Annotated in this window: 13 protein-coding genes; 8 read left to right on the top strand and 5 right to left on the bottom strand. The window is 72.3% G+C overall.

From position 1 onward, the window contains the following. Window positions 1-17: 17 nt before the first annotated feature. Window positions 18-1,139: a PI-PLC domain-containing protein gene (locus OG299_RS03180; RefSeq protein WP_327360375.1), complete on the bottom strand. Its 1,122-nt coding sequence runs from the start codon at window positions 1,137-1,139 to the stop codon at window positions 18-20. A gap of 326 nt (window positions 1,140-1,465) precedes the next feature. On the opposite strand from OG299_RS03180, the gene OG299_RS03175 reads away from it, so the two are divergent. From OG299_RS03175 to OG299_RS03150, 6 genes are all read left to right on the top strand, one after another. Then, window positions 1,466-5,062, top strand: coding sequence for a nitrate reductase subunit alpha (locus OG299_RS03175; RefSeq protein ID WP_327360374.1), 3,597 nt, complete (start codon window positions 1,466-1,468; stop codon window positions 5,060-5,062). Then, on the top strand, window positions 5,062-6,723 hold the full coding sequence (gene narH, locus OG299_RS03170) for a nitrate reductase subunit beta (protein WP_327360373.1): 1,662 nt from the start codon (window positions 5,062-5,064) through the stop codon (window positions 6,721-6,723). Before OG299_RS03175 ends, narH begins: the two co-directional genes overlap by 1 nt. Next, entirely contained in the window at window positions 6,720-7,349 is a 630-nt protein-coding gene (narJ, locus tag OG299_RS03165) for a nitrate reductase molybdenum cofactor assembly chaperone (RefSeq protein WP_327360372.1), read from the top strand. The genes narH and narJ overlap by 4 nt, the downstream gene beginning before the upstream one ends. Then, a complete protein-coding gene (gene narI / locus OG299_RS03160) occupies window positions 7,346-8,053 on the top strand; it encodes a respiratory nitrate reductase subunit gamma (RefSeq protein ID WP_266637542.1) in 708 nt (235 codons plus the stop codon). The genes narJ and narI overlap by 4 nt, the downstream gene beginning before the upstream one ends. Window positions 8,054-8,149: 96 nt before the next feature. Then, a complete protein-coding gene (locus OG299_RS03155; protein ID WP_327360371.1) occupies window positions 8,150-9,391 on the top strand; it encodes an MFS transporter in 1,242 nt (413 codons plus the stop codon). A gap of 76 nt (window positions 9,392-9,467) precedes the next feature. Next, window positions 9,468-10,022 (top strand): hemerythrin domain-containing protein, encoded by a 555-nt coding sequence (locus OG299_RS03150; RefSeq protein ID WP_327360370.1) that lies wholly within the window; start codon window positions 9,468-9,470, stop codon window positions 10,020-10,022. 57 nt (window positions 10,023-10,079) lie between these two features. On the opposite strand, the gene OG299_RS03145 is transcribed toward OG299_RS03150, so the two are convergent. After that, window positions 10,080-11,639 (bottom strand): mucoidy inhibitor MuiA family protein, encoded by a 1,560-nt coding sequence (locus OG299_RS03145; RefSeq protein WP_327360369.1) that lies wholly within the window; start codon window positions 11,637-11,639, stop codon window positions 10,080-10,082. A gap of 6 nt (window positions 11,640-11,645) precedes the next feature. After that, entirely contained in the window at window positions 11,646-13,787 is a 2,142-nt protein-coding gene (locus tag OG299_RS03140; protein ID WP_327360368.1) for a DUF4139 domain-containing protein, read from the bottom strand. Between the two features lie 466 nt (window positions 13,788-14,253). Between OG299_RS03140 and OG299_RS03135 the strand changes: the two genes are divergently transcribed. Beyond that, a complete protein-coding gene (locus OG299_RS03135) occupies window positions 14,254-14,934 on the top strand; it encodes a hypothetical protein (protein ID WP_327360367.1) in 681 nt (226 codons plus the stop codon). A gap of 209 nt (window positions 14,935-15,143) precedes the next feature. On the opposite strand, the gene OG299_RS03130 is transcribed toward OG299_RS03135, so the two are convergent. Then, entirely contained in the window at window positions 15,144-15,812 is a 669-nt protein-coding gene (locus OG299_RS03130; protein WP_266637548.1) for a DNA alkylation repair protein, read from the bottom strand. A 282-nt stretch (window positions 15,813-16,094) separates the two neighbouring features. On the opposite strand from OG299_RS03130, the gene OG299_RS03125 reads away from it, so the two are divergent. After that, window positions 16,095-17,021 (top strand): hypothetical protein, encoded by a 927-nt coding sequence (locus tag OG299_RS03125; RefSeq protein WP_327360366.1) that lies wholly within the window; start codon window positions 16,095-16,097, stop codon window positions 17,019-17,021. 89 nt (window positions 17,022-17,110) lie between these two features. Here the strand turns inward: OG299_RS03125 and OG299_RS03120 are convergent, their stop codons facing one another. After that, the gene (locus tag OG299_RS03120; protein ID WP_327360365.1) at window positions 17,111-18,991 is read right to left on the bottom strand and encodes an ATP-binding cassette domain-containing protein; all 1,881 of its coding nucleotides are present in this window, start codon (window positions 18,989-18,991) and stop codon (window positions 17,111-17,113) included. Between the last annotated feature and the right edge of the window lie 183 nt (window positions 18,992-19,174).

Below are 19,174 nucleotides of genomic sequence, written 5' to 3'. Positions count from 1 at the left end.
TGCTCGATCACCGGCACTCAGGGACTCCCGTTGAGCTCCGCCACGATCGAGGCGGGTGTGTGACCGCTGCCGTCCGACAGCCGGTGGAAGTCGACGGAGACGTAGTTCGGGTTGCGGCCCCCGGTCGCGGTCCGGCACTGCTCGGCGATGCGACTGCGCAGCTTGGTGCCGTTGTCCAGGGCCGCCGTGAGGACGGTGGGCACGTTGCGGTGGTGGCTCATCGTGAACAACCGCCGGAATCCGGGCTCCTGGCGGTCCAAGGGCACATCGGGCCAGCGGGTGACGCATGCGAGGTCGTTGCCCATGTCCCCGAGGCTCCAGTAGTTGCTCACCGTCCAGGACTTGTCGTACATGACGCCCAGGTGCTCACGGTCGGACCGGTCGGAGAAGATCAGCAGGCGCTTGCCGGCGGTGACGAGGTCGGCCACCTTCGGCCAGCCGTTCTGCCGTACGCCCCAGTCGTCAGGCCGGAACAGCAGCTCGGGCAGCCCCCTGACCCGGCCGAGGGACTGGCCCAGCTGGTCGGCGCCGACGTAGTCCTCGAGGAAGACGGTCACGACCTCCTGCGGATGGGAGGCGAGGAAGTCCACCACGGTCTGCATCGTGCCCTGGAAGGACTGCCGCGGCAGGGCGTACGTGGCACCGGCGAAGGTCTTGCAGTCGCCGTGGCACAGGTAGACGTCGCTGGGGTAGCAGTCGCTGCCGAAGCTGATGACGCACAGCCAGGTGCTGTGCTCGTACCAGTGCGTGTCCAGGCTCAGGCCGCGGACGCCGTTGTCGAGCTGAGCGCGCACCGACTCGGCCTGGTTCACCGAACTCCACCGGGAGTCGTCGTAGTTGGTGAAGGCGTTGTGGGTGGTCAGGAAAGCGGCCTCGTCGAGGCGGCGGTCGCCCCAGCGGGCGGCCGCGGCCTCGGCCGCCCGCGTACCGGGGGAGACCGGGGCGGCGGAGGAGGTTCCGGCCGGGGCCGAGGCGGACGCCGCGGTCGCCGCGCCCAGGAGGGCCAGCAGGAGGAGGCAGACGAAGGTGCGCCGGCGGGCCCTTCTCACGCGTGCGGCGGGGGCGGTCCGCGGGCCGGGCGCCGGTGCGCTGCGCAGGCGCCCACGGGACCAGATTCGGAGCGTGTCCATGTCAACCATGCGCAGGAGGGTAGCGCGCGGGGCGCCGATCCGCTGCCCCGGGAACGTCCGCGGCTCCACCGGGTCGCCCGACCCGCGGGGGCCGCTCCACCCCAAGAGCTCGCCAAGATACGTTCTCGATACATTCAACCGGCGGTGGGCGATCCGCGTCGCAGACGTTCACGGGTGCAATCTGTGCGCGACCCACCCACGGTCGGCCTGATCCCACAGCGGGTCGGCTGCGCCTGCCTCCCGGAAGGGGCCACCACGTGAAACGCGGCAGGGCCAGGGCTACGACAGAACGCGCGGCGGACGCCGTCTCCGACCGGTTGCTGCAGGCGGGGCGCATGCTCAGCAGAGCGCCCGGGACGGCGGACGGCCGGGCGGTGTTCCGGGCCGATCAGGGGGTCAACGACACCCCGTACCGCGAGCGCTGGGCGCACGACAAGGTGGTCCGCTCCACGCACGGCGTGAACTGCACCGGGTCCTGCTCGTGGCAGGTGTACGTCAAGGACGGCCTGATCACGTGGGAGACGCAGGCGACCGACTACCCGTCGACGGGCCCCGACCGGCCGGAGTACGAACCCCGCGGCTGTCCCCGCGGAGCCTCGTTCTCCTGGTACACCTACTCGCCCACCCGCGTCCGCTATCCGCACGCCCGAGGCGTCCTGGTCGAGATGTACCGCGAGGCCAAACAGCGCCTCGGCGGGGACCCGGTCGCGGCCTGGGCGGAGCTCACCACCGATCCCGTCAAGCGGCGGCGCTACCAGGCGGCCCGCGGCAAGGGCGGCCTGGTCCGCATCGGCTGGCAGGAAGCCCTGGAGATCGCCGCGGCTGCGCATGTGCACACACTGGCGGAGCACGGCCCCGACCGGATCGCCGGGTTCTCGCCGATCCCCGCGATGTCGATGGCCTCGCACGCGGTCGGGGCCCGCTTCCACGCGCTGATCGGCGCTCCGATGCTGTCCTTCTACGACTGGTACGCGGATCTGCCCATCGCGTCGCCGCAGGTCTTCGGGGACCAGACCGACGTACCGGAGTCAGGGGACTGGTGGGACGCCGCCTACCTGATGCTGTGGGGTTCCAACGTTCCCGTCACCCGGACCCCCGACGCCCACTGGATGGCCGAGGCCCGCTACCGCGGACAGAAGGTCGTGGTCGTCTCGCCGGACTACGCGGACGCCACCAAGTTCGCCGACGAGTGGCTCCACCCGCATCCGGGCACCGACGGCGCCATGGCCATGGCGATGGGCCACGTCATCCTCAAGGAGTGCTTCGTCGAGCGGCAGGTGCCCTACTTCACCGACTACGTGAAGCGGTTCACGGACCTGCCCTTCCTGGTGGAGCTCGAGGAGCGCGAGCCGGGGCGGCACGTGCCGGGCCGCTTCGTGACGGCCGCGGACCTGCGCCACGCCCGGGACGCGCCGGACGAGGCGACGCGCCGGTGGATGCCCGTCCTGCTGGACGCCGTCACCGGCGGCCCGGTGGTCCCCAACGGGACGCTGGGCGACCGCTGGTCCAAGTTCAGCGAAGGCCGCTGGAACCTCGACCTGGGCGACATCGAGCCGCTCCTCAGCCTCTACGAGGGCGAGGACGGGCTCAGTGCCCGGGTCGTCCTGCCCCGCTTCGACGAGCAGGGCGCGACGCTGGAGCGCAGCGTTCCCGTACAGCGCCTCGGCGACCGCCTGGTGACGACCGTCTTCGACCTGATGCTCGCCCAGTACGGGGTGGGCCGCGGCGGCCTCGACGGGCAGTGGCCGGCCTCGTACGAGGACGCCGCCGTCCCGTGCACCCCGGCCTGGCAGGAGGCCATCACCTCCGTGCCCGCGGGCGCGGTGGTGCGCGCGGCGCGCGAGTTCGCGCGGACGGCCGAGCAGACCCGCGGCCGCTGCATGATCGTGATGGGTGCCGGCACGAACCACTGGTTCCACTCCGACACGATCTACCGCTCCTTCCTGTCCCTGCTGCTGCTCACGGGCTGCCAGGGCGTCAACGGGGGCGGCTGGGCCCACTACGTGGGCCAGGAGAAGGTGCGGCCGTACGCCGGCTGGCAGCAGCTGGCCACCGCCTCCGACTGGGTGCGGCCCTCCCGGCAGATGGCGGGCACACCGTACTGGTACCTGCACACCGACCAGTGGCGCTACGAGGGCTACGCCGCCGACGCGCTCACCTCGCCGACGGCGCGCGGCACCTTCGCCGGCGCGCACACGGCTGACCTGGTGGCCCGCTCGGTGCGGCAGGGATGGATGCCGTCGTACCCCACCTTCTCGGCCAACCCCCTGGAGCTGGGCCGGCAGGCCCACGCCTCCTGGAGGGAACCGGCGGCCTGGGTGGAGCAGCAGTTGGAGGCCGGCCGTCTCGCCTTCGCCTGCGAGGACCCCGACGATCCGGTGAACTGGCCGCGCGTGCTGACGGTGTGGCGGGCCAACCTCATCGGCTCCTCGGCCAAGGGCAACGAGTACTTCCTGCGCCACCTGCTGGGCGCGGACGACAACGCCTCGGCCGCGCAGGCTCCGCAGGAGCACCGGCCGCGGGAGGTGGCCTGGCGGGAGGAGGCACCGCGGGGGAAGCTCGACCTGCTGCTCGCGCTCGACTTCCGCATGACCTCCACCACCCTGTTCGCCGACCTCGTCCTGCCCGCGGCGACCTGGTACGAGAAGCACGACCTGTCGAGCACGGACATGCACCCCTTCGTGCACGCCTTCTCGCCGGCGATCGACCCGCCGTGGCAGGCCCGTACCGACTTCGAGATCTTCCACGGCCTCGCGGCCAAGGTCGCCGAACTGGCGCACGGACGCCTGGAGGACGCCTGGGACCTGGTCGCCACGGCCCTGCAGCACGACACCCCCGGCGAGGCTCCGCCCGAGGGCCCCACCCAACCCCAGTACACGCTGGTCAAACGGGACTACACCGCCCTCGCCGACCAGCTCGCGGCCTTCGGGCCGTTGCCCGACGAACACGGCATGCAGGTCCGCGGCATCACGGTGCACACCACCCCGGAGTCCCACTGGCTCGCCGAACGCTGCGGCACGGCCCGGGAAGGAGCGGCCCGGGGCCGCCCGCTGCTCGACACGGACGTCAAGATGTGCGAGGCGATCCTGGCCCTGTCGGGCACCACGAACGGCCGCGTCGCCGCCGAGGGGTTCCGGCAGCTGGGCGTGCGCTGCGGACCGGGGAGCGGCCTGGAGGAGCTGGCCGCCTCGCTGGCCGAGCGGCGCATCGTCTTCTCCGACACCCAGGCCCGCCCGGTGCAGGTCGGCGCCAGCTTCGAATGGTCCGGCAAGGAGGGGCCGGAGCGGCGCTACGCGCCCTTCACCATCAACACCGAGCACCGCAAGCCCTGGCACACACTGACCGGCCGCCAGCACTTCTACCTCGACCACGAATGGATCGCCGAGTACGGCGAACAACTGCCCGTCTACCGGCCTCCCCTGGATCTCGCCGCCCTGGGGGACCGGCCCCGCCAGGACACGGCGGACGCCGGACGGTCGGTGACGGTCCGGTACCTGACCCCGCACTCGAAGTGGTCCATCCACTCCGAGTACCAGGAGAACCTCCTCATGCAGACCCTGGCCCGGGGAGGCCCCGTCATCTGGCTCGGCCTCGAGGACGCCGCGGCCATCGGGGCCGCGGACAACGACTGGATCGAGGCCGTCAACGCCAACGGCGTGGTCGTCGCCCGCGCCGTCGTCTCCCACCGCATGCCGCCCGGCACGGTGTTCATGTACCACGTCCAAGAACGCCTGGTGAACGTGCCCACCTCCCAGACCACGGGGCGGCGCGGCGGCGTCCACAACGCCCTGACCCGCCTTCTGATCAAACCCACCCATCTGATCGGCGGACACGCCCAGCTCTGCTTCGCCCCCAACTACTACGGCCCCACCGGCAACCAGCGCGACGCCGTCACCGTCATCCGCCGCCGCTCCCAGGAGGTCACGTACTGATGCCCCGAAGCGAAGCGACCGTCGGACGCGTGATGGCACAGGTCGCGATGGTCATGAACCTCGACAAGTGCATCGGCTGCCACACCTGCTCGGTCACCTGCAAGCAGACCTGGACCAACCGGTCGGGCAGCGAGTACGCATGGTTCAACAACGTCGAGACCCGCCCCGGCCAGGGCTACCCGCGCCGCTGGGAGGACCAGGAGAAGTGGCAGGGCGGCTGGCGGCTCAAGCGGGGCCGCCTGGTGCCGCGCAGCGGCGGCCGGGCCCGCCGCCTCGCCACCCTCTTCGCCAACCCCCGCCTTCCCTCCCTGGCCGACTACTACGAGCCGTGGACGTACGACTACGAGAACCTGATCAACGCGCCGCTCGGCGACGACGTTCCCACCGCCGCCCCCCGCTCGTTGATCGACGGCCGTCCCACCGCGGTGACCTGGGGTCCCAACTGGGACGACGATCTGGGCGGCGGCCCGGAACACCTCGCCGCCGACCCCGTACTGGAGAAGATGAACGAGCGGGTCCGCCTGGAGTACGAGCAGGCGTTCATGTTCTACCTGCCACGGATCTGCGAGCACTGCCTGAACCCGTCGTGCGTGGCCGTGTGCCCGTCCGGGGCGATGTACAAGCGGATCGAGGACGGCATCGTCCTCGTCGACCAGGACCGCTGCCGGGGCTGGCGCATGTGCGTGACCGGATGCCCGTACAAGAAGGTCTACTTCAACGACCGCACCGGCAAGGCCGAGAAGTGCACGCTGTGCTACCCGCGCATCGAGGCCGGGCAGCCGACCGTGTGCTCCGAGACCTGCGTCGGCCGCCTGCGCTACCTCGGAGTCATCCTCTACGACGCCGACAAGGTCGGCGCCGCCGCCGCCACGCCCGACGAGAAGGACCTGTACGAGGCCCAGCTCGACTGCTTCCTCGACCCCGACGACCCCGGCGTGCAGCACGCGGCGGAACAGGCGGGGATCCCGCACGACTGGATCACCGCCGCCCGGCGCTCACCCGTACGCACCCTCATCAGCGAGTACAAGGTGGCGCTGCCACTGCACCCGGAGTACCGCACCATGCCGATGGTCTGGTACATCCCGCCGCTGTCGCCCATCGTGGAGTCCCTGACCGCCACGGGACACGACGGCGAGGACCCGGCGAAGCTCTTCGCCGCGATCGACTCGATGCGGATCCCCATCGGCTACCTGGCGGAGCTGTTCACGGCCGGCGACCCGGCCCCCGTGGAGGCGGCGCTGTGCCGCCTGGCCGCCATGCGGGCCCACATGCGCCGGATCAACCTCGGCGAGGAACAGGACCCCGCCATCGCCGGCTCGGTCGGCATGGACGCCGACGGCATCGAGGCCATGTACCGGCTGCTGGCCGTGGCCAAGTACGAGGACCGCTACGTCATCCCCACCGGGTACACCGCCCGGCACTCCGAACACGCCGACCCCGGGACCGGATGCAGCCTCGACGGCGAGGGCGGCCCCGGGATGTACACCGCCGACACCTTCCACGCCCCGCTCGCCGGCCCCGATCCCGAGCCCGTGCCGGGGGCCACCGGATCGACCGGATCGACCGGCCCTACCGGATCGCTGAGCGGCCGCGTCAACCTCCTCAACTGGAACGGCCAAGGCGCCCCGGCCGGACTCTTCCCCCGCCGGGAGCAGGCATGAGCAACACCGCCGCCCTCCACCAGGCCGCCTCACTGCTGCTGTCGCATCCCGACGAGGACTGGCCGCAGCGCCTCGGCCTCGTCCGCACCTGCCTCGGCGACCTCGCCGGTGAGGAGGCCGCGCTGCTGCTGGGCTTCTGCACCGCGGTCGCCGACGTACCGCAACTGGAACTGTCCGCCCGCTACGTGAGCACCTTCGACCACAGCCGCCGCCGCACCCTGCACCTCACCTACTACACGGACGGCGACACCCGCCGCCGCGGCCAGGCCCTGCTGCGCTGGCAGCAGCTGTACCGCGATCACGGCTGGCAGCCGCCCGCGGACGAACTGCCCGACTTCCTCCCGCTGGCCCTGGAGTTCGCCGCCCGCTGCCCCCGGGCGGGCCGTCGGGCCCTGCAGGAACACCGCGCCGCCCTCGAACTGCTCCGCATGGCCCTGATCGACCACAAGACTCCCTACGCCGACATCCTGACGGCCGTCTGCCGCACGCTGCCGGGCCCCTCGCCGGCCGACCGCGCAGCCGCCCTGCAGCTGGCACGCAGCGGCCCGCCCACAGAGACCGTGGGCCTGCTGCCCTTTCCCACGCTGCGCCCGCAGGCAGCCCCAGCCGAGGAGACCCGACGGTGAACCACGTGCACACCGCCCTGTGGGGCGTGCTGCCCTACCTCGTCGCCGTCGTACTCGTCGCAGGCACCGCCTGGCGCTACCACTACGACCGCTTCGGGTTCACGACCCGCTCCAGCCAGCTGCACGAGCACCGGCTGCTGAGCATCGGCGCCCCGCTCTTCCACTACGGACTGCTCTTCGTCATCGGCGGGCACGTCGTGGGACTGCTCGTCCCCGAATCGCTCACCGAGCGCCTGCACATCCGCGAGCCGATCTACCACGCCAACGCCGTGTTCGCCGGGGGAGCCGCCGGCCTGGCCACCCTCACCGGCCTGGCGCTCCTGGTGTACCGGCGCGTCAAGGTGCCCGCGGTACGGAACGCCACGAGCACCAGCGACCGCGCCGTCTACCCGGTCCTGGCCGCCGTCCTGCTGGCCGGCCTCGCGGCCACCGCCACCACGCTCGTACCGCATCCGTACGACTACCGCCTCGGCGTGTCCGTCTGGTTCCGCTCCCTCCTCGCACTCGACCCCGACGTCCCCGCGATGGCCCGGGCCCCCCTGCCGTACCAGCTCCACGCGTTGCTCGCCATGACCCTGTTCGCCCTGTGGCCGTTCAGCCGCCTCGTGCACGCCTTCACCGCACCACTCGGCTACCTGACCCGCCCGTACGTCGTCTACCGCTCCCGCGGGACCCAGCCGCACAGCAGTCAACGGGGGCAATAGCCCCTCTGGTGACGGAGCCGGGCCGACTGCTAGAATGATCGCGTTGGCCTTCGGCGCCGCACCCGACCGACGGGTGTGTGTCCGGAGGCTTTTTTTATGCCTTCCGACCTTTCCAAGCCCGCCGCCCCTCCGACCACCGGCTATCTCGCCCTCCTCCGCAACAGGGAGTTCGCCGGCCTGTACGCAAGTTTCACCCTGACCGTCGCCGCGAACACCCTGTCGGGCTTTGCCCTCGGCACACTGGTCCATCACCGCACCGGATCGCCGTTCCTGACAGCCGTGAGCATGTACGGCGCCACGTTCGCGACGGTGCTCGGCGCCCTGACGCTCATGTCGGTCGCCGACGGGGCCCGACCCCGCCGGACCCTCGTCACGCTCCAGTGGGCCGCGCTGGTGGGCGTTGCCGCGCAGGCGGTGCCGGGGCTGCCGTTGGCGGCCCGGTTCGGTCTTCTCCTGGTACTGGGGTTCTTCCAATCCCTGGGGACCGGAACGCGGATGGGACTGCTCGCCGAGGTCGTGCCGAACTCCACGTATGCGGCGGCACGTTCGCTGATGAACATCACCTCCGGCGGCATGGCCGTCCTCGGCTACGCGGTCGGGGCCGCGCTCCTGCGCTACCTCAGCCCGCAGGAGGTCTTCGTCATCGCCGCCGTCCTGACCGGACTCGGCCTTGGCGTCGTGGCCGCGACCGTCAGGGAACGCTCGATCCGGCTGACCCGCCGACCCGGACTGCGCCAGACCTGGACGACGAACACCGCGCTCTTCTCGGACTCAGGCCGACGAGCGCTCCTGCTGAACCTGTGGGTCCCGAACGGCCTGATCGTCGGCTGCGAGGCCCTGTTCATCTCGTACGCACCGGATCAGGCGGGCGCCTTCCTGGCCGCCGGATCAGCCGGCATGCTCCTCGGAGATCTGGCCGTCGGGCGCCTGCTGACCGCCGACCAGCGCTGCCGCTGCGCGTTCGCCCTGAGACTGCTGCTCGCCGCTCCGTACCTGCTGTTCGCCGTCCATCCGCCCGTGCCGGTGTTGATGGCCGCGGTGTTCCTTTCGAGTGCGGGCTTCGCCGCCACCCTGCCGCTCCAGGAGCAGCTCCTCGCCTTGACCCCGGACGCGGTCCGCGGCCAGGTCCAGGGCGTCGAGTCCGCCGGCCGGATGACGTGGCAGGGCATCGGAGCCGCCATCGCCGGCGGCCTCGCCCAGCAGCTCACCCCCGGCACGGTGATCGCTGCTCTGGCCGCGGTCTCCGTTGCCGTCACCGTCTCGTCCCGGCCCTACGTGGCCCGAGCCCGCGCCGTCCGCGTCGGCCCGGCAGCCCGATCGGCGCCGCCGTCTCGTTAGGGCCGCGTCTTCCCGGGTACGCGCGCAGGGACCGGCGCGCACCGCCCGGTCGTGGCCGATCGGGAAGGAAGAACGCATGCGACACGCACGGGACATCATCGCCGAACTGACCGTCGACCACCGGGAGGTGGACGGGCTGTTCGTCAGGATCGAGCACACGACCCCGGCCGGCGAGCGGCAGAAGGCGGCCGAACTGCTGACCATCGAACTGGTCCGGCACCAGGTGGCGGAGGAGGAACACCTCTATCCGGTCGTCCGGGAGCACTTCCCGGACGGCGACCTCATCGCGGACAAGGAACTGGCCGACCATGCCCACGTCGAGGAGCTGCTGAAGGACCTCGAAGGACTGGACGCGGCGGGACCGGAGTTCGACCGGGTGCTCGCCTTGCTCAAAGCGGAGGTCATCGCCCACGTGCACGACGAGGAGGACAACCTGTTTCCCCGGCTCCGCCATGCCTGCGCGCCGGAGGCCCTGGACAAGTTGGGCGACAAGGTCCGCAGGGCCAAGAGGTTCGCGCCGACCCGGCCCCACCCCGGAGCGCTCGCCTCGAGGCCCCACAACCGGCTGCTGTCCGCCGGTACCGGACTGGTCGACCGGGCACGGGACCTCGCCACCGGGCGCGGCGAGTAGGCCCCGGAACGAAACCGCCCGGCCGTCCAGGTTCAGCGGGGCAGACCCCCTTGGTCCTCAGATCCCGGCGACCTTGGCGCTCGCCGACAGTTCGTAGACCAGGGTGACGCTGCGCCGGCCGCCGGGTGGGAGCGCGACGTCCCAGCGGACGATGCCCTCGGCGTCGACCACGTCGGGTGCCGGCGAGCAGGCCTCCTTGCGCAGGCGCACCTCCACCGCCGAGACCTCGGAAACCGGGATCCGCTCCCGGAGGGCGACCACCCGTTCGCCCTGTTCCCCGGGAGCGGAGAACCGGGACAGGTACAGCTGGACCGTGCGCGTGACCACCGTCCGCTGCGTGATTCCGGCGGTGGCGCGGGACTCCTCGGCATGCCGGACCACCCGGTGGTCGTCGCAGCTGCCGAAGGCGAGCTCGACCGCGGCGCCGGGAGCGGTGAAGTCCAGCGTGCCGCGGCCACTGAACCCACTGCTGCGGACCAGGTCCACGGGACCGGCGAGCAGTGCATGGCCGGACACGTTGGCGAACCGCGCCACCCGGGTCACCAGCGGGGACAGCTCGGGTGAGCAGGCGTACTCGCTGCTCGCGGCCGTGGTGAAGGCGGACACCGGCACACGGTGCGCGCGGCCGTCCCCGGGCACCGAGACGGGTGCCGGGACGCTCAGCACCCGCGCCTCGCCGCCGTCGTCCACCCCCGGCAGGCCGAGCACCGGCGCCGGGCCGAGGTCCCCGATCTCCTCCTCGCGCAGCTCGACGTCGACCGTGCGGCGCTCCGCCGCGGAGCGGTCCTTGAGCGTCAGCCGGTCCTCGTCCAGCCGTGGCGGATCGGTGGCCGACGCCGACCGGGCCGTCGACAGCGTCAGCCGTACGTCCGACCAGTCCTCGCCGGTCCGCTGCCAGACCATCGCTTCGGTCTCCAGCGCCAGGGAATCCCCTTCGAGCACGGCCCGGTAGGCGGGCCGCCACAGCGCACACGGGGCGAGGTGGCTCAGGCGCAGACCGGCCGGCCCGGCGGCCGCAGCCTCCACGGTCAGCTCGACATGTCCGACCAGCTCGGCGGGCTCCTCCTCGGACAGGGCCATGGCCCGCTGGACCGCCCCGAGTTCGGCATCGAGCGTGGCCAGCCGTGCCTCTGCGGCGCGCAGTTGCTCCCCGTACGCGTCGCGCTCGGCGTCCACCCGGTCCAGTTCGCCGGCCCAGCGCGGTCCTTCGCTCTCTCCGGAGCCGGCCCCTTCGCCGATCTCCCGCAGGAGATCGGCGGCGAGACGGCCGAGCACGTCGAGGCGGGAGTGCAGCCGATCGCGGCGCTGCTCCAGGACGAGCCGCTCCTCCTCGAGGGTGTGCACGCTCCGACTCAGGGCGGAGTCGTCGGTGGACGGCAGCGGCCCGCGCGGTGTCCAGGTGCGGACGATCCGTACGTCGAGCACGGTCGCGGGGTGATCGGCGGTCAGCTCGGCGTGGAGGGTGCGGTCGACGGCCAGCGCGGTGACCGGCCCGAGGCGCAGCCGCTGGACTCCGGCTCGAAGGTCGAGCACGACGGCGCGCTCGATGTGGGCCCGGTCCTCCAGGCAGGTGACGGCGGTGACGGGAAGGGCGATCGGCTTCGGGGCGGTGGACATGGTGTGTCAGCTCCTGCGGTTGCCGTCGACCAAGGCCTTGCCGGCCGGGATGCGGATCTCGTAGCCGCCGTCGAGGGCGGCGGTGGCGCCGGCGGGCAGCTCCACCCGCCAGACGCGGGTGCCCGGGGCATGGTGCTCCGGCCCCGTTCCGGCCTCGGGTGCCGTCCAGTCGGCCCGTTCCTCGATCCGGACGTCCGATTCGGTGGTGACGGGCACCCGCTCGCGGACCTCGACGGTGACGGGCCGCGCGAGCCGGTTGGCCAGCTCCACGTGGACGCGGTGGTCGAGCACGGTGGTGTTGCCCCGCAGGCCCGAGGTCGACTCGTGCAGGTTCGTACGACGGGTGACCGCGATGCCCTCGGCCGGCCCGAGCCCCACCCGGCGGACACCACCGGGGGCGAGCGTGGGGAGTGCGGCGGTCAGCAGGAACTCGCCGTCGACGGTGATCTCGACCGGGCCGGCCAGCAGGGCCTGACCGGTGGCGTTGGAGAGCAGCAGCGTCGCGTACACGGTCGGCTCGACGGACGGCACGCAGAGGTACTCGGTACGCAGACCGACCGGGATCTCACCGACGGTGACGGTCTGCCAGGTGCCGTCCGACGGGATGTCGACGCGGGCGGCGGCATCGAAGCGGTGGTCGAAGGAACCCGCCGATGTACGGGGACGCACGGCGTGCCGGGGCAGCGGCAGCCCGGCCACCGCTTCGGCGCGGCGGCGGTACGCGGCCGCCTCCGGATCGAAGGGAGAGCCGGGGAACAGCCTGCCCCGGCGGCTGCCCTGCTCGTCGGGGCCGCACAGCACGAGGGCGGCGTAGTCGAGTTCGGCGCCGCTCGGCTGCGGCGGACCGGCCGGGGGCGGCGCAGGCTGCGGTGGCGGGGCCCCTCCGGGAGCCGCGGGGGCCGCCGGGGCCATCGCGGCGGGGGCCATGGTGGCGGGGGCCCCGCCGAAGCCGCCGCCGGCCGGCCTGCCGGCCGCTCGGGACCGGCCCGGCTGCGCGGGGGCGGGCATGGAGGCGCCGAAGACCGCCGGGGTGGCGCCGTCCGCACCGCCGGGGACCGGGAACGCGCCGGGCGCCGCGCCGTAGCCCTGCGGCGCCTGGGGCTTCGGCACCGACGGCGGTGGGGGCGGTGGTGGTACGGGACCGGATGCGGAACCGACCCGGAGGGCAGCGGGTGCCGGGCGCGGGGTCGGCGGGGCCGGGCGGGGGCCGGCCGCCAGGTACCCGGTGAACAGGTCGGCGAGCCCCGCCGGAGGCTCGCGCCAGCCGGAGGGCGCGGGGGCGGGCTGACGGCGTCCGATCCGGACCGAGCGGAGCCTCGGCAGGTCGGTGCGGCGCTGCAGGTCGGCGGTGGCCAGGGCGATGCGCACGCCGGTCCAGTCCTCGCCGGTGCGCTGGGCGACCGAGGCGCGCAGGACGAGACGGCCGGTGCCGTCGCCCTGGCGGTGGGTGAGACGGTAGGCGGGCACCCAGACGGCGCCGGGCACGGCGTATTCGAGCTCCAGCTCCAGCTCCGCGTCCGTCTCCGCCTCCGCCTCCGCGTCACCGGTGGCGTCGAGGGTCAGGACCGCACAGACCGTGGTCTCCACGTGCGCTGACGGTGCGTCGGTGGAGGCACGGGCGAGTCTGTCCGCGGCGACGGCGAGCTCGTGCTCCACGCGGCGCAGTGCCGCCTCCAACTCGGCGAGGCGGGTGTGCAGTTGTGTCAGCCGCTCCTCGACGAAGTCGGCGAGCCCGAGCCATGCGTCGACGGGCGTGCGGCGGTGCGGATCACCGCGCCTGCGGGGCGGCGGCACCGGGTGTAGAACCCTGACCTCCTCGATCAGGCCCAGTTGCCGGTCCCGGCGCCCCTGCGCGGCCGCGCGGTCGTCGCGCAACCGTACGACCTCGCGCCGCAGCGCGTCGGGTGCGCCGGTGTCGGGCAGCCCGGCCTCGACCTCCACCCGGGCCTCGGTGACGCGCACCCCGGGGGCGCCCAGGACACGGACCCGCAGTGAACCCGGGTCCAGCGAACGGGGCAGTCCCGTCACCCGCAGCCGGCCGTTCGCGGGCACGCTGCCCCGGACCAGTCGGCGGCAGACCGCGCCCTGCGCATACACCACGACCGAATCGAGGGTCGACCTCCACGTGTGTGGTGTCTCAGCCGTCATGTACTCCGCCCCCTTGCTGCGCCCGTGTTGAGCGAAGCCTACGCCTGCGCGGTCCGCCCACCGTGTCGAGGCCCGATGCCGGGGACCGTCGTACGCGCGGGCCCGCGCCGGGACGGGACCTCGGCGCGGGTGCTGTTGTGTCTCCGCCACCAGCGCTCGAGGCATCGGCCTGCGAACGGCACGCGGATACGGGGCCGCAACGACGCTGGCTCACCGGCAGGTTGGAGATCGCGTCCACCACCCTGCACGCACACACCTCCATCCCCGTACGAGCGATCACCCGAACTGACCTGCGGGAACAGGGCGCTCGTCCAGCACACCGGGGGATGGACACCCACCCTCCCCGATGCCCTGCTCCAGCGCGCCTCGTCCCCAACAGGCGAGTATCCGGTATCGCTCAAACCCACACACCTCACAGGTGACCTGGGTAGAGTCCGCAGACAACACCGTCTATCGAGGAGCCCTCATGACCGCACAGGAGCCCACTCTCAAGTCCCAGTACGCCGAAAAGGTCACCGCCGACCTCGCACTGAACACCGCCGAGCAGGAACGGATCCGCAAGGAGATCTCCTCCCTGCAGGAGGACCTGACGGGTCTGGAGCAGGACCACGAACTCCTCGTCGGCATGCGGGCGGCCATCGGCGACACCGCGACTGCGGTGCCCGCGCCGCGCACCGGCAAGAAGACCGCGGCCTCGGTGAGGAAGCCGGCGGCGAAGACCGCAACCACGGCCGACGCGAAGAAGGGCACCACCAAGAAGGCAACGGCGGTGAAGGCTGCGGCGAAGAAGCCCGTGGCGAAGAAGCCCGTGGCGAAGCAGGCCGCGGCGAAGCAGGCGCCTGCGTCCAAGGAGAAGCCGGTCCCGCTGACGGAGCTCATCCACCGGCACCTGAGCGGTCAGACGGAGCCGAAGACGGCCCGCGAGATCGCCCAGGCCCTGACCACCGCGCACCCGGACCGCAACCTCAGCGACAACCTCGTGCGCACGACCACCGAGCGTCTGGTGGCCCGCAGCCTGGCGGAGCGCGCCAAGCAGGGCTCCACCGTCTACTACACGGCGATCCAGCACACCGCCCCGGCCGCCGAGGCCCCGGCCGCCGTACCGACCCAGACCGAGCACGCACCGGTGACCGCCGCCACCGCCTGACCGACCCCCGGGTGCCCGTGCTGCACACCGCCACCACTACAGGGCGACGGCATGCGTCAGTGCGGCGGCCGGCCGTCTGTGTCCACCCCGCATGCCATGGCGCCGGCCGCCACCGTGAGGTGACGGCCAGCGCGGGGTCCGTGGTGCGTGCCGCTGCCGGCGTCCGGGATCCGACGGCCGGCCATGTCTGCGGCGAGCGCCCCCACCCCTCAAGCCGGCGTCTCGTCCTGCTGCCGGCGGACCAGCTCGGTGATCCAGACGGGGGCGAACGGAGACGTGCAGCCCGGGGAGGTCGGGTAGTCCTTGAGCACCTCCAGACGCTCACCGATGTCGATCGCCCGGGCGCGGTGCTCGGGGTGGTCGATCCCGATCTGAGCCAGGCAGTGGTTCATGGCCCACTGCAGGCGATCCGGGGCGTCCTTCATCTCCGCCTCGATGATGTCGAGCAGTCCCGCGAGGTCGAGGCCCTCGGGCTTCTTCGCCACGCGCTCGGTGGTCAGCGCCCAGCCGGCACTCGCGACCACTGGATCCGGATCGGCGAACCAGGCCACGCGCAGTTCTTCGGCGTGCGGGTTCTTCTTCACCACGTAGTTCACGAGCCAGTCGTGCACCTTGGGCGTGCGCGCCCGGCGCAGCATGACGTCCAACTCGTCGCGCTCGAACGCCTTCGGGCGGCAGATCAGGATGGCCAGCAGTTTCGCCGCGGTGTCGTCCGTCTCCCAGAGCTCGCCCGCCAGTTCCTGCTGCGTCTTCAGCCGCTTCGCGAGCGCGCGCAGCCTGCCGAGGTTCACACCGTGATCGTCACCGTGTTTCTCGTTCACCTCGCGTGCCCTCGGTTCCTCGAGCGCGGCCAGCTCGGCCATCACCTCGGCCACCATCGTCCCGGCCACCCGAGCACCTCCTGTCCACCACGTGCGGGATTCAGCCTACGACGGAAGCCCGGCGGCGGCGACGGACACGGATTCCCGCGACGTCGGCGATTGCGCCGGGACCCGACGGACGCCCTGGTGGGGCTCGGCCGTCATTGCGGCCGACGTCTGTGCCGAATACGTCAGTTCGAGCGTCGGTGTCTTGGAGTGAACCCGTAGCGTGCGTGGCTGACGCCGCCCGGGCTCCGAAGGTGCCGCCCTGTCCGGGGGCCGTTCCACGACAGGAGACCCATGCGTAGCGCACTGCTCAAGCACGGGGTGCGAGCGACGGCCGCAGCCGCGCTCGTCCTCGCCACCTCCCTCGGCGCTCCGGCCGTCGCCGACACTGCAGACAACGGCGACCCCCAGGGCCAGGTCGATGTCGGGCTGCGTGCGCCGAGGCCCGTCGACGTGCAGATCACGGCGTCGGGTATCGAGGCGCCGCAGTCCGCGCAGGCGGGCCTGGTGTCCTTCCGCGTCAGGACCGACGACCCGAACGGGCACTTCCTGCAGGCCTTCCGGCCGCACCCCGGCGTGACGGTGGACCAGGTGCTGGCCGACCTCGCCAAGGCCGTCAGCCACCAGCCCGTCCCCACCGCCGAGGGCATATCCGCGGTGCGCGACGAGGCGGACCTGTTCGGCGGGGCACAGGTCACCCCATCGGTCCCGGAGACCTTCACCGCGCCGATCACCGCAGGCGAGCTCGTCCTGCTGGACTTCGGCGCCTTCCTCGCGGATCCGGCCCACCCGGTCACCCGTACGCTTCAGCTCCAAGGCCACAGGATGTCCGGGAGCCCGACGGACTTCGCCGACAGCCTGGTGATCGAACGGGACACCGCGGACGGCCCCCGCTTCGACGTCCACGGCCTGGACCGGGCCGCGGACGGCATCCTGGTGCACAACTCCTCGAGCGAACTGCACGAGATGGCGGTGCAGCCCGTCGCACCCGGCACCACGGACGCCCAGATCCAGGCCGTCTTCGACCGCACCGCACCCGGTCCGCTGCCCTACACCGGGCGGCCCGTCGGCCTCGGTGTCCTCTCGCCCGGCCGCTCCGCACTGCTGGAGACCCGGAACCTGCCCCCGGGCACGTACGTACTGCTCTGCTTCGTCCCGGACGACAAGACGGGACTCCCGCATGCGATCAAGGGCATGCACAAGGTCGTCGTCCTGACCTGACGCCCGACCCCCTGCGCGCGACCGCAGGGACGTGGGGGGAGCACAGCGGCTGCGCCGTGCATCAGGCCCACGCCCCTGCGGGAAGCCGGCTACCGGTCCTGGGAGAGCCGCACGAGCTCGGCGAAGGAGCCCTCCAGCCGCACCAGTTCCTCGTACGTGCCCTGCTCCGCGATCCTGCCGGCGTCGAGGACGATGATCCGGTCGGCGAGGCGGCAGTTTTCCATCCGGTGCGTGACGATCACCGTGATCCGGTCGTCCTTCATGTCCCGCAGCCCGGAGAACACCCTGTGCTCCCCGCGCGGGTCCATCGCCGACGTCGGCTCGTCCATGACGAGGAGCGCCGGCCGCCGGTGGAAGGCCCTGCCGCACGCGAGGCGCTGCCACTGGCCGCCCGAGGGCTCGTGGCCACCCCACAGGGACCGCGCCAGCAGTGTGTCCAGGCCATCGGGGAATTCCTGCACGGCCTCCTTCATGCCGACCGCGGCCAGGGCTTCCCAGACGGCCTCTTCACCGCGGGCATCGGGCTGGCCGAGCGTGATGTTCTCGCGGGTCGAGAAGGGCCAGTTGCCGTACGACTGCGTGACGAGTCCGACGTGGGTCCACGCCGAACGCTGGTCGGCATCCGAGGTCGGCACGCCGTCCCAGGACACGCTGCCGGCCGTCGGTGTCGTCAGCGCCGTCAGCAGCCGGATGAACGTGGACTTGCCGGCGCCGTTCTCCCCGATGAGGGCGACGACCTCCCCGCGGTTCAGGGTGAGGTCCACCGGCCCCAGCGCCGGGGTGTCCTTGCCCGGATACGTGTACGAGGCCCCCTCCATCCGAATCTTCTGCGGGGCGTCCAGCACCTGCGCCCCGCGCGGTACGGACTGCTCGGCCGAGTGCGCGATGAAGGCGGCGTAGTCGCCGAGGTAGAGGGCGTGTTGGAACATCGCCGCGCCGTACACGACGAGTTGCGACAGGGCCGCGGTGGACGTCCGCATGGCGACAATGGCGGTGCCGGCCGCGGCCACGGCCATGTAGCCGCCGATCACCAGGGCGCCGAGGGACATCCAGGTCAGGGCGATGAACAGACCGGACACGGCGGCTGCGGCCAGGTACACGGCCAGGTAGCGCGGGGCGGAGCTGACCATTTTGGAGTCGATCCGCGCGCAGACGGCCGCGTACCAGTGGTGCGCGTACGCCCGCATGCTGTTGCCGCGGAGCTCGTCGGCAAGCTTGGGAGTCGTGAGGTGCCAGCGCATCATGTGGCGGATGTTGCGGGAGGCGACCGTCTCGTTGTGGAGGCGGTAGTCGAGGCGTGCGGCGAAGACCGAGCCCAGACCCCGGGGGATCACCGACAGCAGCAGGAGCGGCAGGAGCAGCGGGTGCACCAGGGACAGCACCGACGCCACGGCGAGCATGTCGATCAGCCCGCCGGTGAAGCCGAGCGCGTCCTGCAGCAGCATGGAGGAGCGGGCGGATCCCGTTTCCGCCGCCTCGGAGCGCTCGGTGAAGTCGGGGGCGTCGTAGGCGGCCAACTCGACGTCCATGTGCGCGTCGACCATGGCCAGGTCGGCGATGGTGGACATGCCGGGGTTCAGGCGCCGGGCGGCGCTGCCCGCGGCGATGGAAGCCAGCGCCCCCACGGCCGTCATCGCTGCTGCGGCGGCCAGGGGCCACGTGGCGGCGGCGATGCGCTGCTCGGCGGTGCCGCCGGCGAGCAGCGGACCCATGGCCCTCGAGACCGCGGCGAGGGAGGCGGCGGTGCACACCCCGCCGAGCAGCTGCGCGCACACGAGCCAGAGGAACGCCGTGCGGTTCACCGCCCAGGCCAGCTTCGCGGTCTGCGCGAGGGCGGAGGGTACGCGGCGAGCCATCTGGGCGAGCGACAGCCGTTCCATCGCCTTGTTGTGCTGGCCCCAGGTGAACTTGAACTCCGGTGGCGCGGGCAGCGCGGTGTCCTTCGGCTTTCCGGCCTTCTGCTGCGTCATGCTGCGGCTCCTCCAACTCGACTGTGAGGGAACCCGGTTCACCCGGCGCAAGGCACGGCGGCGCGGCCCGCCGCCCGTGGTCGGGGGAGGCGCCGCTGAGCTGTCCGGGGAACTGGAGGGAGTGAGTACACCGCAGTGCGAAGGCCGGAGCAGCCGGATCTGGCCGACCTGCCTAGGCAGTCG

Source organism: Streptomyces sp. NBC_01296, assembly GCF_035984415.1.
Taxonomy (GTDB): Bacteria; Actinomycetota; Actinomycetes; order Streptomycetales; family Streptomycetaceae; genus Streptomyces.
This window is presented reverse-complemented; position numbering and strand designations above follow the sequence as displayed.